Here is a 13,592-nt window from a genome sequence, read left to right as displayed (position 1 = left end):
TAACTTGTCATGTTCGACAACCTGATATTGGGCTTGATCACGATGCTTTAGCTTTATAACGTTCCTACGCAGGTAACCATTTAAAATATTCACCAAGCCCAGCCAATATATTGGTTGTCGCAATAGCGGACAAAATCAACCCCATCACACGACTCACTACGCTCGCACCACTGCTACCGATCAGTCGGTGAATAACGCCTGCAAGCAACATAAAAATATACGCTACAACCAGTACAACCAACATCACTAAAGCAGTTTGCGTCTGCTCCCAAAGACTAAATAGATTATTCTCTGTCAACAATACTGCCGCAAGCATTGCCCCTGGACTAGCAATAGAAGGCACCGCAAGTGGAAAAATAGCCGTTTCTTTATGATCCCCTTGTAACAACTTAATCTCTTCTTCTGGCTTGCTATCCCCAAAAATCATATTTAACGCAAACAAGAAAAGCACAATGCCACCCGATATTTGAAATGCAGGCAAAGGAATGGATAAAGCTTTTAGTATTAACTCCCCCATCACAACAAAAAAGATTAAGACACCAGCAGAGACCAACGTCGCTAGCAATGCAATACGCCGCTTCGTTTTTTGATCATATTGATCCGTCACCGCGATAAAAACAGGAATGGTTCCAATCGGATCAATTACAGCGAAAAAAGTTATAAATACAGCAATAAAATCTATCATCCAGAAAACAGTCCCTCTAAATGCTCATATTAGTCGACAGAATCATGACTTCTTTACTTCTCATCCAAGAAGATTAGATGCCACCACCTTCACTCACCTTCTCTTTCGCCAGTTTTAAAAAACGCTTATGAATTTGGTGTGTTGCCAACCACACTCCACCCACGACAATGGGAACGGCAATGCCCATAGCCAAACTTTTATCAAAATGGACTCCTCTGTCATAAAGCGCTTGAATAAGAAACTTTAACAACCCAATGCTGTAATAACTGATCGCGGCAACCGATAACCCTTCCACTGTGTGCTGCATCGCCAATTGGATTTTTGAGCGACGATCCATTGATGCCAATAGCGATTGATTTTGTGATTGAATCGACATTTCCACTTGGGTTCGCATCATGTCAGACACTCGATCAATACGTCTTGACAGGTTTTCTAAATGCTCGCCCGTGGCTTTACAGGTTCGCACGGCAGGCGTAAGTCGGCGAGTCATAAACTCGGTAATGGTTAAATGCCCCGACACTTCATCTTCTTTGAGCTCGTTTAAGTTTTTAATCACCAAATCATGGTAGGCATTAGTCGCACTGAAACGAAACGTGGTTTGTGCTCGGGCAGCCTCCACCCAAGCCGCCATATTAATAAGTTCGGTCAACAAAGCCTGTTCGTCTAATTCCTCTTTGGCATCTGCTAAACGCGCCGTCATCATCGCCAACTGTTGATCCATTTGTGCCAATTGAGGGTTGTATTTGCGTGCGATAGGTAACGCTAATAGGGCAAACAATCGGTAGGTTTCTATTTCGACCACACGCTGTACCATCCGGCCTAATTGGCTATCGCTCATGTTTTTGTTATATATCAAAAAACGACCACAACCATCACTATGAAGCTGGAAAGTAGTCCAAACTTGCGCATCACCATTTTGTGGACGACTTCCCACTAACCTCATCTCTTCGAAATAGCCCTTTACCTCAAATAAATCAGGCTCTGGCTGAGTACGGGCATCGGCAACCTCCACATGGAAAGCCGCGATGACGGTACCTGGTATCGCTGCCAACCAGTCTTTGGGTAACAGTCCTAAAGGGGTGTCAACAAAATGACCATTGGGTGAATCTTTTGTGGTGATCACCATGTAAGACGTAAACTCTAAATGTTTATCACGACGAATACGAAATTCGCCAAAATCAACATCGAAGCACACCCCATCTTCCAAAGGGGGAACTTGACCAAAATCCTCATACAGAGCACAAAACACATCAAATTCTTTTTGCTTCTGCTCAGGGCTAAGCAAAATAGCCAGATAACTTACCTGTGCAGGACTTGGTAATACTTGAAATGGTCGTGAATGCATTTCAGCATAAAGCGTTTCACGAGAGGGATGTAAGGTTAAGCCATAAACATTATTCGCAGAATTCACAAAACGCCCCAAGCTAGAGAATGACACCCTTACTTTAACAAAGGATCATTAAATGAATAAACGGTTATTGACCGTCAAGCAGAAAAATAGGAATGAAAATGAGTGAATACCTCTCTTTAATCAAAAAAGTTAATTATTTTGATCTTCCAAGAGGCTCTTCAGGTTTTGACTGTCATCGTCACGGGTCCAACAGACTCGATTTTTGCCTTCCTTTTTAGCAAGGTACAACATTTTATCCGCTGAACGAAAAAATGTGTCAATATCATGGGAGCTTGATGGCCGACAAGTCGCTCCCCCGACACTTATGGTGACGATCCCAACACGCTGATCATCACTATGGTAAGGCAAATCTAATTGTTCTACAGCCTTAAGACAATTACACATAATGGCCAAGGACTCTTCTTCTAACAAGCCTGGCAAAAGGACGACAAATTCTTCTCCGCCATAACGCGCTACTAAGTGCGTTTCATGGCTAAACTGCTTAGAAAATACATCCGCCACTTGTTGGAGCACACGATCACCGGCGGCATGGCCGTGGCAATCATTGTATTGTTTGAAATTATCAATATCGATGATGGCCATGGAAATCAGGCTTTGGTTACTTATTGCTACATCCCACTCCATTGAAATGACATCTTGATATTTACGACGGTTGGCAAGTGACGTTAAAGGATCAATATTCGCTAAACGCTCTAACATACGTTGCTGCTTCACTAATTTTAAGTGCAACTGAATACGAGCTCGGACAATATTTGTATGAAGAGGCTTCTGGATGTAATCACTTGCACCTAACAATAACCCCTTTTCCTCATGAATTTCATTGCCCAGTGCCGTGATGAAAATAATTGGAATAGCGCAGGTGCGAACATCATGACGTAACTGCGTCATGGTCTCAAAACCATCCATACCAGGCATCATTACATCCAACAAAATTAAGTCAGGTATCAGCTCAATGGCTTTTCTAATGCCCTGCTCGCCACTTTTCGCTAATATCACATCCACATCATCACGTAATATACTGCTAATGACTTTTAAATTAATAATTTCATCATCAATTACTAAAACTTTTTGTCGTTCAGTCATTTAAGGGTCACCTAAAAATTTTTTGAAGCAGCTAACGGACCCTGTCTGCGGCCTTTTTATATTCTATTTTCGTTTACATCACTTCGAAATTTATGATCGCTCCGCCTGATCCATCATCAATGTCTGACGGAGGGATTCAAGATCCCCTTTCACCAATAATAAGTTTACCAAAAAGAAGATTTCTTCTAATAACCATTATATTGGCACTAAACCGCTTCTCTTTAGCTCATATCCTGCCTTTTTATAGCCACTACGGCTATAGCAGATATTAGGTTATACCGACATAGAGAATAATGAACGGATGATTACTCGTTTTCTAGACAAACCGATCCAGAAGTGGAAGCAAGTCCAGAAGAGCAAAAACACTTACATAAGTTGTATTTGATTTGACCGTAAGATTTATGTCAATACAATGGTGACAATTCGTGAACAGAATAACCTATTATCCTACCTAATCCTTGTTACATATCAGTGGAATTAAGATAGACTTACCCCCGTATTATTGTTGGGTAGAGACAATTATGAAACGCCATATTTTATCTTGGTCTGTTAATGGCTTTGCGACAATTTTTATCGGCTCTCTGATCTCGATTAGCCATCCAGCTGACGCCCTTGATCTGGTCGACTTTGGTCGCTCTTGCCTCAAACAAGAGCAAGCATTAAATGCTGACCGAAAGGCAATAGAAGCCAGAGAGTTAAATAGACTAGCAGAAGAACAACGTCAAAATGGTATACCTGAGGACGAATACACTCAGGCACTGGCAGACTTAAAAAACACACTCGACGACTGTACAGAAACCGAGCCAAACAGTGGCTATTGTCATCAGGTACGTATGCAGTACAACGAACTACAATATCGTGCGGAGAAAGCTAGAGAAGACAACTTTACCGAACTAAACAGCGATACGCTAGCCAATACCGACTCTCTTTATGAACGCGAATTATTTATACAAAAAAAGGAGCGATTTGAAGATCTATGTCGAGACAGTGACGCACACTACGCCCTAATTAACAATCCACAAGCCTATCAAACCGTTTGTAGTTCGGAGAAGGCGAAACGCTCTATCACTTGCGCATTCACAAATTAACATGAGCCAGCACATTACTAATTCAATTGCTTAGAGCGATGCTAAAGTCAACATCGTATTAACATACGCCTGCTGCCGACCACGTTAATGGTCTTCTATTTGGTTGTCTTTCCCTTTTTTTAAAGATCCTGCTTTTTCATTTTTTATGCAGGTAGCAACTACTACACCACCACTTTTTCTTCTAAGTGTCACATTCACTTTGCATACTAAGGCATTAGACAAAAGCTTATGGTGACCATTTGGAGGCTTATTCCTTGTTTAAACGAAATCGGCTGATACGTTGGCCCCATCGACGCAGTGTGCTGCGTCAAACACTAAAACCTCAAAGTAATAACGTCATCGTTAACCTAAATCAAACTGGCACTATTGCTCAGGTAGATGATAAATACCTTTCCTTCTCTATCGACATTTCTGTTCTAGCGGGTGGCTTTTGGTGGGAAGGGAGCACCAGCAGCCAACAAGGATTGGGGACTCAAAAAATACCACCGTTGAACCTGCAACCTGGAAAACTAGACAAATTAGTACAAACCTTAGGGCCCGCCTATTTAAGGGTTGGAGGTTCTGAAGCAGATAATATTCACTATTTCGACACAGGAGAGGCTATCAGTAATACTCTCGTATTACGTAAAACTATGTGGGATGACTTACATAAATTCTGCGAACGCCTAAACCTATCCCTTATGTTCACATTTAAATATGGCCTTTTTAACCGCCAACAACACGGTCATTGGCAAGCTGACGAGGTCATCAAGTTACTCAAATACAGTCAAGACAACCATCAACACATCGCTATTTGCGAGCTTGGCAATGAACTCAATGCCTACTGGGCTTTTCATGGTATTACCTCTCAACCCAGAGCTCGTCTTCTTGCGAAAGATTATGACACCTTTATTCGCACCGTTAGACAACACAGTCCGAACAGTAAAATAGCGGGTCCCGGCAGTGCTTTTTGGCCTAGACTAGGAGAAACCATAAAACCCTTTAGCAACATCACTCCAAGCTTTCTGTCCTCTTTAACCGAAAAACTCGATATTGTTGATTGGCATTATTATCCTTTTCAAAGCAGTCGATCCCCCATTCGTACTCGTGCCGCGACACTAAGAAACACCTTATCTGCGCGATCTTTACTCGACTTCCAACGCTATTTGACACAGCTCACAACCTACCGAAACAGGTATCAACCACAAGCAGATATATGGACAGGTGAAACTGGCTCAGCACAGTGTGGTGGGGAAGCCAAACTATCTGATCGATTTGCTTCTTCTTTTTGGTGGGCCGATCAGTTAGGAAGAGGGGCACGCCTCGGTCAAAAAGTAATGATCAGACAGAGTTTGATCGGTGGAGATTATGCCCTGATTAATCGACAATCTCTTAAGCTCAATCCTGACTATTGGCTTAGTTGGCTCTGGAATAAGTTGATGGGAAAAGAGGTGTATGACGTAAGAAGCAGTGATCCAGACGTGCTTGTCTACTGTCACAGTGCGCGAAAAGAAGGCAAGTGCACTCTCATGATTCTTAACATGTCGGCACGCCATAAAATCATCCAGTGTCAGGGGTTTGGAACAAAGAAAAGACGTTATGAAATGACAGCGGACTCATTGACATCAAGGAAAATCAGAATCAATGGTATTCGCCCAAAATTTAATGGTGGACAAGTCAAATTAAAAGACTTCCCAGCCCTATCAAAGCTAAATGTTGTCAGTGCTTATAGCATTAGTTTCTGGTGTTTTAGTTTATAACGAAATCATGCCATTAATAACAAAGCCCTTTCATAACGGGCATTAAATTGGCGAGCCCTGTGGTATCAAAAACGGCGTTGACCGACGGCGCATGATCTGTTGTCGCCTGAACCATAAACTGTTTTGACTTAGCCAGCTCGCGAATAAAATCCATTGGCTTAGAAACCTCCAGAGATTCGCGGCCAACAGCGGTATCCCACTTCGCAGACTGATTTGGGCCATTATCAAAATGATAGATAACAGAAGGAGAACCCTCTTTTAGCTTCACTCCCTCCCAGTGAATCTGGAAATTGACTTTCTTATCTTTACAACGAATGGTCATTTCAACAGGACGATCAATATAGTGCACACTTGATGAAGACAATAATGTCGCGATAAACACATTCGGTGTATCGCTGTCTTTCGTCGCTTGAATGGTATACACCCAATGTCCGTTATTGATTGTTTTCGGAACAAGCTTCAGCCGCTCAGAATGACTCAAACAAGCGATCAAACTGTTCATGTCATGTATGTCGCATGAAGGGAGGGAGGCAAAGGCCACGCTTGACACAAGCAACAACCCCATCAGAATAAAACGAAACATTTTCTTCCTACAAATAAAAAGCTGTGCATAGGATACAAAAAAACGACACAAATTAAACGTGACAAGTACATGCAAACACTTTTTTTACATTTTTAACGGATCATTAAACAAGCCATTTCATTTTTCTTCTGATAAAACACCGCTTTGTGGTCTTTTCAGTGCAATAACTTCTTTCATAATTTTCCTACACATCAACACAGACTCTTACAGTAAGCTAGTGAATATCCTTATACAATCAGCCTAATCAAAATCAGTACGCTCACAAAGGAACACGTCAGCACTTCAACGTAAGGCCACCGTATGGGACCACATTATAAAAGCGATTTAATCGAGCCCCAAAAACAAACGATGCTTAGTATCATCTCAGGACAATCGTCCGACACGACGACCTCCAATGACCCAAGCTACGATCTTGACTACCTCATTAATGCCGTACGTATTCATTTAGGAATGGATGTTGCGTTTCTTTCCCGTTTTCATAATGGTCAGCGTGAAATATGCCAGATCGACATCAATCATGATAATGAAACGGCCCTTAAAAGTGGCCATGTTGACCTCTGTGAACAAACTTACTGCCAATTAATTGCTGACAACATTTTGCCAGAAGTGATTCCAGATACCTCACTCAATGCCATCACAAAACGTCTCAGCATCACCCACCAGCTTAATATAGGCAGCTATATTGGCGTACCGATTATTTTCTCTGACAAATCGATATATGGCACGCTATGCTGCTTCAGCAAAAAGCCGGATCCTACGCTTTCTAAAAAAGACGTATCGTTAATGAAGCTCTTTGCGAAAGTCGCCGCTCGCAACTTAGAAGACAGAATAAAACAAAACACGATCAAGCAAGCACTACGTAGCCAGATCACCACCATTATTCAGAATCAATTACTATCTATTGTTTTTCAACCCATATACGATATTGTTAATAAGCGCGTTTTAGGGTTTGAATGCTTATCACGCTTCAATATCGAACCCGTTCGAGCACCAGACTATTGGTTTGACATAGCGGAGCAGGCAGGACTTGGCGAAGAGCTCGAGATGTTTGCCATTGAAACCGCTCTAAAGCATCTTGAATACATCCCTGACTGCTTTTATATCACCCTAAACCTATCTCCTAAATACATCTATTCCGAGCGCTTTCGCGAGTTATTAGAGCATGCTCCGTTACAGCGAATTATATTAGAAGTCACAGAGCGAGAAGTCATCGATGACTATCAAGCCTTTCAGGACACCCTTAAGCCTTTTCGAAGAAAAGGCTTGCGCCTTGCAGTTGACGATGCTGGTGCCGGCTTCGCCAGCTTTCATCATATCCTAGAATTACAAGCAGACATAATTAAACTAGACCGAAGTTTAATTAACAATATCAATGCGGATAATGGTCGCCGTGCCCTGATTACTGCCTTAACCAGCTTTGCTAAAGAAACCAGTAGTAAAGTGCTGGGAGAAGGTGTTGAAACTCAAGAAGAAGCAGATACCTTGACATACTTGGGAGTGGAAAAAATGCAGGGCTACTACTTATGCCACCCAATCCCTTTAAGCGAGGCGCTAGCCTTTAGCTTCGAATTGAATGTACAAAACGAGCAAAAGGCCGAATAACCCTTCCTTTTTAGGAAAAACGATGAAGAGCGATTAACTCAACGCATTGACAGTGCTAGTCGCCGATGTGCCAGCCATTCGTTATCGGATACCGACGATCTCGTCCGAAACCTCGTGCCGTGACACGCACTCCCGTTGGTGCTTGACGACGCTTATATTCGTTCACATCTACAAGGCGTAAAACGCGATAGACAGTGTCACGATCAAACTGTTTAGTCGCCAAAATAGCCTCGGCACTCAAATCTTGTTCGATGTACATGTGCAAAATTTCATCAAGCACATCATAGCTTGGCAAAGAATCTTCATCGACTTGATCGGGGGCTAATTCTGCGGAGGGGGGACGACTGATTACACGCTCGGGAATCACATGTCCTAATGAATTACGGTAATGACAAAGCTTAAAGACAAGCGTTTTAAAGACATCTTTTAAGACAGAGTAACCGCCAACCATATCCCCATAAAGCGTCGCATAACCAACCGCCATTTCACTTTTATTGCCCGTTGTCAGCACCATCAAGCCTTTTTTGTTGGAAATAGCCATTAAGACCACACCACGAGTACGTGCTTGCAAGTTTTCTTCTGTCGTATCTTTTGAAAACCCATCAAACTCAGGTGCTAGAGCATCGCTAAATGCGGACACCATAGGCTCAATAGGCAACACACTGTATTTCACCCCCAATAGATTCGCTTCTTCTTCAGCATCTTCTAAACTCATAGAAGAAGTATAAGTATAAGGCATCATCACCGCCTGAACACGATCCGCCCCAATGGCATCCACCGCCACCGCCAAGGATAAGGCGGAATCCACACCGCCACTTAAACCAAGTACAATGCCTTTAAAGCGATTTTTATTAATATAATCACGCAGCCCCAAAACCATCGCCTGATAAACACTGGCCTCGACATCCAGTGCCGGAGCGATTTCTCCTGCAACAGGCATGACTTTATTCGGTTGGCTTTCATCAACGATCACATCAACACAGTACAAGCCTGCTTCAAACCAAGGGGCTTGCGACACTTTCTCACCGCGCGCATTCACCACAAAAGAGCCGCCTTCATAGACTAATTCGTCTTGGGCTCCCATATAGTTAACATAGACAATAGGCAGGCTCACTTCCGTCGCTCGCTGATGTAGCAAGGCTTCTCGCTGACCCATCTTTTCAATATGAAACGGCGATGCATTTAAGTTTAGAATGATTTCAGCACCGGCTTCTTTAGCCTGTGCAATGGGGCCTGGATGCCAGATGTCTTCGCAAATGGTTAAGCCAAATTTGACCCCTTTAATATCCACAATGCAGGCGTCACGACCTTCCCTAAAATAGCGTTTTTCATCAAATACTAAAAAGTTTGGCAACTCTTGCTTAGCGTATTCCCCCAACAACTTTCCTTGATAGATAACACCTGTACAGTTAAACAAGTCACCATCAATGCGACGTGGGTAACCAACCACTACATAAATCCCCTGAACTTCCTCAAGAAGCTTTAATAAAGCAGATTCGATACGGCCATCCAAACTCGGGCGCAATAGTAAATCTTCTGGAGGATAACCCGTGAGCGTTAATTCTGGAAAAACGATCACATCTGCTTGGTCCCTATCACGGGCTTGGTTGGCCGCATCAATAACAGCTTGTGTGTTTTTTGTGATGTCACCAACTAGCATATCTAGCTGTGCCATTGCGATTCGTAATGTCATACAGTTGCTATCTCGTAAACTCTGTTAGAATATGCATCTTATTGTCTGGAATTACCCAACCTAGGTAAAGTATATGATCGTACGTTTGATCGTTTTTATTGCAATTTTCCTTATTGGCTGGTGGATATATCGCCAATTCATCGCTTTTAACCGAGCAAAAGCCACCTCAAACATGAATCGACCTAAGAAAGGCCAAACAACAAACGATGAAGAACCCATGGTTCGTTGTGAACAATGTCGAACCTATGTGCCTCGCTCACATGCTGTTCACGACCAAGAGGCTCATGCTTTTTGCACAAAAGAGCACTTACAACTGTTCCATAAGCAAAAAAACTAATCACTCAAAAACATCATTGCGCTGTGGTAACGAAACCATGACTGACGATGTGATGGTTTTGCCACCACCAACAATGAAATCGAAGGTGGATCAAATACGCCGTCTGATGTATGGAGTTAAGCTTGCGAGCGCAAAGTCGATAAAAATGTTTATCCGCTCCCAAGGTTATCTGATCAAACTGATAGCGGAGCTGTGTCCTTTGATAACGCCACAAGTGATCATGGGAAATAGAGGCATTATTCGACAACGCGCAAAATCCTGAACATTGGCTCTTTTGAGCCGACGACAACGCAACATGCTGCACAACTTGTTCAGAGAAAGCCTGCCAAAGTCGCTGATTCTGATCGACCTCTTGCCGCTTTTCGCGCCACGCCAAGTGGGTTTGCAAGCGTTGCTGGTAGGCAAAGGATAACCCTGCCACCACGACCAAAAACACAATAATAGGCAATGAAATCCAGCCTCCTTGATGACCGATGAACCGATGTTTCACACTATATCCTTTGCTTTTCTACCCTATCCAACCTCTAGCCGGTAAACACAACGATAGTATTGGCAACCCCTTCGCAGGGAGCGTTATATTGCCATTGTTCCCCACGCATCGAGTGGTACGTTCGTTGACGTTGTATGGACTTTGCCACCTCACAATCATTTAGCTGATAAAGATATTCCACCCACAACCCTAATACCTTACTCATATCATAGGTACCATAGTCTTTATCAATCGCATCCACTTTTCCGTCCTGATTGTTGTCCAATAAAGGAAACACCGCGAGTCTCTTTAGTCCCAACCAAAGAGCCAACGAACGCCCACTAAAAACCGGCGTACGCCAAAATGCGGGCTGATCGTTTTTACCCCGCCCCACATACCAATAAAAAGAAGCTCGACTTTCCAGCACTCCTGTCTGTCCGACTAAAGAAACAGCCTTATTCGAGTCTGTGGACATCACCGTTAATGAAGACAATTGAAACGTTGTACTCTGTGCTGACACTCGGGAGACTCGAGCATCGACATTCCCCAAACATGTCGACACATTCGCCCTTTCGCCTGGCGAAAAGCCACATTCATTGGTTAACGTTAAAGGATTACTCAGTGATCGAATAGAAAGTCGACAAGCACCACTGTCCGTCGCTTGTAGCCAATCGGAATGATCATCCACATCTCGACTCTGCAAACGCTTAGTCACCTCCCCACCCTTACCGATCCGTAACTGACTATGATCATTCGGAGAACAGCCCGCAGGACGAAGGCGTGACCATTGCGCGCTAAACTGAGACGCTAATGCAGAGGAAAAAGTTTCTTGCTCTGAAAACATCCTCGCCAGAGCATCATGTGTTTGGAGTTGCCAGATAGCACGGCCGATCAAAGGCACAATAATAGCGATCAAAGCACAGGCGACCATCACCTCAAGCAACAAACCACCATGCAACCTATATCGCTTATTCATGCCACCCACCTTGTTCTTCCTTACCACCTGCGAAAGTATTCAACGAAGCACTTTGTGCGGCATCAAACCACTGCCGTAACCCTTCGCCAGAACAATGCTGGCAAAGTGGATAGGTCTGTCTATGTGAAGAGGAGAAACCAACATGTTCACGCCAAGTGTCCTGACCAGTCAGGCTTACCATTGCATCGGCTCTGGAACGATTTTCACGCTTTATTTGGTTGGCCTTTGAGTGCTCAATGGTTTGCCATTGCACAACAATTTGGCGCTGGGCTAAGGTCAATACTAAGCCTAATAAAGCGAGACTTATCAGGATTTCGAAGATCATCCAACCTGCTTGTCGACTTCGAGTACATTTGCCTTGACATGATGCAAAACGACCTTGAGAGCCTTTTTTGAAGGAGGAAGAGTGAGAAGGGGAAGATCGAAACCGACTCATGGCAACTATTACACGCATGACTCATCTGTTCGACGAACTTTAGAGCGATAAAAACGCCCACTTTGATTCAAAATAATGTCAGCCGTCCAACGACCAAAACAAAATACAAAAGTACCATTTTGGTAACTAGACAGACCATTAGGGAGAAACTCAATACGCGACTTATTCGATGGGAATCCTTGCCAATGAACGGTTACATCATGATCGAATTGAACCCGACGGTATTCTTTGGCATAACCTTCTTGCTGCCGGACTTCAAAACCTGACGACCATATCCCGCTACAATTCTCTCCTCCGCAAACAAAACTCATTGCGCCGGATTTAATCGCCATTTGGCGAGCTTCAAGCAGTGCTTCAGACAAACTATCCATGTCTTCTTGCAGGATTTGTCTGTCTTGATGTTCCTTTTGATAGACAAAAAAATGAGTGGCGCCGAAAAAAGACAAAATGGATAGAATGGCGAGAACACATAGCACTTCAATAAAAGCAAAACCACCTAAGCGGGGCTGATTCATATGGAAACCTCCTTGTCTCCAACTCCGTAACAGTCTTGTTTAAAAATCTCCTCACAGCAAGCCAGATGCTAAGCGGGGAAAAACCATTTATCAACGAGTTTGGCAATTTGTCGTGGTTTTTGGAAAGGCAAAGAATGATCACAACCACTGAACACCTTATGATGCCACCCCTCGTAGCGCTCACTCAACAATTGATAATGCTCTTTGAGTGCTGCATTGCTTAGCTCCCCAGAGAGCAAAAACACTTCTTTCGCTGCCTCGATCATCGCCTGTCTGTACTCAGGGGCAGCGGCAATAACTTCCACATGGTTTGTTACCGCATCCAAAGCAAAAGCAAAACCCAATGGACGATGGGCCAAACGAGATTGCGTTGTCGATTCAGCGGCGGGGTTCTTGCGGCGATTGGGCGAAACGGTGTCCATAAAACTCGCCACTCCCAGCTCAACATCACCCGTTTCACGAATCGTCTGAGAGGCTTGCCGATATTTTTTACGCACTTCAATAAGCGCCTGTAGATCTTCCCGATCAAGAGACGCCGGCTCAAGCAAAGCCATTTTTAATGGTGTTAATCCTGCCATCACTCGATGATGATTAAGATTAAGCGCAACCAGTCCCCCTAAAGAATACCCCACCACATCAAATTCCCGCCAATCTAGAGACAGTAAAAGCGCCTCGACTTCACCTGTAAGCTCAGCAATAGTAACAGGAGCTTCTTTACCGCCATGGTGGTAAGACGCTCCCATACCTTTTAAATCAGGCATAAGAATCCATCGCCACTTTTTTAAAAATGGCAACATAGGTGAATACGTAATATCCCCATCAACTCCAGCACCATGTAACATTAAACAGGCTCGATCTGCATCCGCCTCAGGATTTTCATGGAGACGATAGGCAATACGACCATTCTTTAAAGAAAGAAAAAAAACATCAGACACTTGTAATAACCCTGTAGGAGCCCCTATTAAAGACTACAAT

The 13,592-nt window shown here is 43.5% G+C and carries 14 protein-coding genes; 4 read left to right on the top strand and 10 right to left on the bottom strand.

Features of this window, described 5'->3' with window-relative positions:
* Positions 1-64: 64 nt before the first annotated feature.
* The 3 genes from JHD45_RS05185 to JHD45_RS05175 all read right to left on the bottom strand — a co-directional run bounded on the left by JHD45_RS05185 (position 65) and on the right by JHD45_RS05175 (position 3,179).
* Complete coding sequence (locus JHD45_RS05185; protein WP_199475433.1) at positions 65-685, bottom strand: MarC family protein; 621 nt, start codon at positions 683-685, stop codon at positions 65-67.
* A 73-nt stretch (positions 686-758) separates the two neighbouring features.
* The gene (locus JHD45_RS05180) at positions 759-2,096 is read right to left on the bottom strand and encodes a DUF3422 family protein (protein ID WP_199475432.1); all 1,338 of its coding nucleotides are present in this window, start codon (positions 2,094-2,096) and stop codon (positions 759-761) included.
* Between the two features lie 129 nt (positions 2,097-2,225).
* Positions 2,226-3,179, bottom strand: coding sequence for a diguanylate cyclase (locus JHD45_RS05175; RefSeq protein WP_199475431.1), 954 nt, complete (start codon positions 3,177-3,179; stop codon positions 2,226-2,228).
* Positions 3,180-3,700: 521 nt separating this feature from the next.
* Between JHD45_RS05175 and JHD45_RS05170 the strand changes: the two genes are divergently transcribed.
* Together JHD45_RS05170 and JHD45_RS05165 are read left to right on the top strand one after the other, a co-directional pair.
* Positions 3,701-4,267, top strand: a complete 567-nt coding sequence (locus JHD45_RS05170) for a hypothetical protein (protein WP_199475430.1) — start codon at positions 3,701-3,703, stop codon at positions 4,265-4,267.
* A gap of 254 nt (positions 4,268-4,521) precedes the next feature.
* The gene (locus tag JHD45_RS05165; RefSeq protein ID WP_199475429.1) at positions 4,522-6,006 is read left to right on the top strand and encodes a glycoside hydrolase; all 1,485 of its coding nucleotides are present in this window, start codon (positions 4,522-4,524) and stop codon (positions 6,004-6,006) included.
* 13 nt (positions 6,007-6,019) lie between these two features.
* On the opposite strand, the gene JHD45_RS05160 is transcribed toward JHD45_RS05165, so the two are convergent.
* Positions 6,020-6,589, bottom strand: coding sequence for a hypothetical protein (locus JHD45_RS05160; RefSeq protein WP_199475428.1), 570 nt, complete (start codon positions 6,587-6,589; stop codon positions 6,020-6,022).
* Between the two features lie 300 nt (positions 6,590-6,889).
* On the opposite strand from JHD45_RS05160, the gene JHD45_RS05155 reads away from it, so the two are divergent.
* Positions 6,890-8,191, top strand: a complete 1,302-nt coding sequence (locus tag JHD45_RS05155; protein ID WP_199475427.1) for an EAL domain-containing protein — start codon at positions 6,890-6,892, stop codon at positions 8,189-8,191.
* Between the two features lie 55 nt (positions 8,192-8,246).
* On the opposite strand, the gene JHD45_RS05150 is transcribed toward JHD45_RS05155, so the two are convergent.
* Positions 8,247-9,884: an NAD+ synthase gene (locus tag JHD45_RS05150; RefSeq protein ID WP_199475426.1), complete on the bottom strand. Its 1,638-nt coding sequence runs from the start codon at positions 9,882-9,884 to the stop codon at positions 8,247-8,249.
* A 73-nt stretch (positions 9,885-9,957) separates the two neighbouring features.
* On the opposite strand from JHD45_RS05150, the gene JHD45_RS05145 reads away from it, so the two are divergent.
* On the top strand, positions 9,958-10,221 hold the full coding sequence (locus JHD45_RS05145) for a PP0621 family protein (protein WP_199475425.1): 264 nt from the start codon (positions 9,958-9,960) through the stop codon (positions 10,219-10,221).
* A 13-nt stretch (positions 10,222-10,234) separates the two neighbouring features.
* On the opposite strand, the gene JHD45_RS05140 is transcribed toward JHD45_RS05145, so the two are convergent.
* From JHD45_RS05140 to JHD45_RS05120, 5 genes are all read right to left on the bottom strand, one after another.
* A complete protein-coding gene (locus tag JHD45_RS05140) occupies positions 10,235-10,711 on the bottom strand; it encodes a hypothetical protein (RefSeq protein ID WP_199475424.1) in 477 nt (158 codons plus the stop codon).
* Positions 10,712-10,745: 34 nt separating this feature from the next.
* The gene (locus JHD45_RS05135; RefSeq protein WP_199475423.1) at positions 10,746-11,666 is read right to left on the bottom strand and encodes a hypothetical protein; all 921 of its coding nucleotides are present in this window, start codon (positions 11,664-11,666) and stop codon (positions 10,746-10,748) included.
* Entirely contained in the window at positions 11,659-12,120 is a 462-nt protein-coding gene (locus JHD45_RS05130; RefSeq protein ID WP_199475422.1) for a hypothetical protein, read from the bottom strand. Before JHD45_RS05130 ends, JHD45_RS05135 begins: the two co-directional genes overlap by 8 nt.
* Positions 12,111-12,617 carry a GspH/FimT family pseudopilin gene (locus JHD45_RS05125; RefSeq protein WP_199475421.1) on the bottom strand — a complete coding sequence of 169 codons (507 nt, stop codon included), beginning with the start codon at positions 12,615-12,617 and terminating at the stop codon, positions 12,111-12,113. Before JHD45_RS05125 ends, JHD45_RS05130 begins: the two co-directional genes overlap by 10 nt.
* 68 nt (positions 12,618-12,685) lie before the next feature.
* A complete protein-coding gene (locus tag JHD45_RS05120) occupies positions 12,686-13,552 on the bottom strand; it encodes an alpha/beta fold hydrolase (RefSeq protein ID WP_199475420.1) in 867 nt (288 codons plus the stop codon).
* Positions 13,553-13,592 lie beyond the last annotated feature (40 nt).

The organism is Marinomonas spartinae (assembly GCF_016461715.1).
Lineage (GTDB): Bacteria > Pseudomonadota > Gammaproteobacteria > Pseudomonadales > Marinomonadaceae > Marinomonas > Marinomonas spartinae_A.
This window is presented reverse-complemented; position numbering and strand designations above follow the sequence as displayed.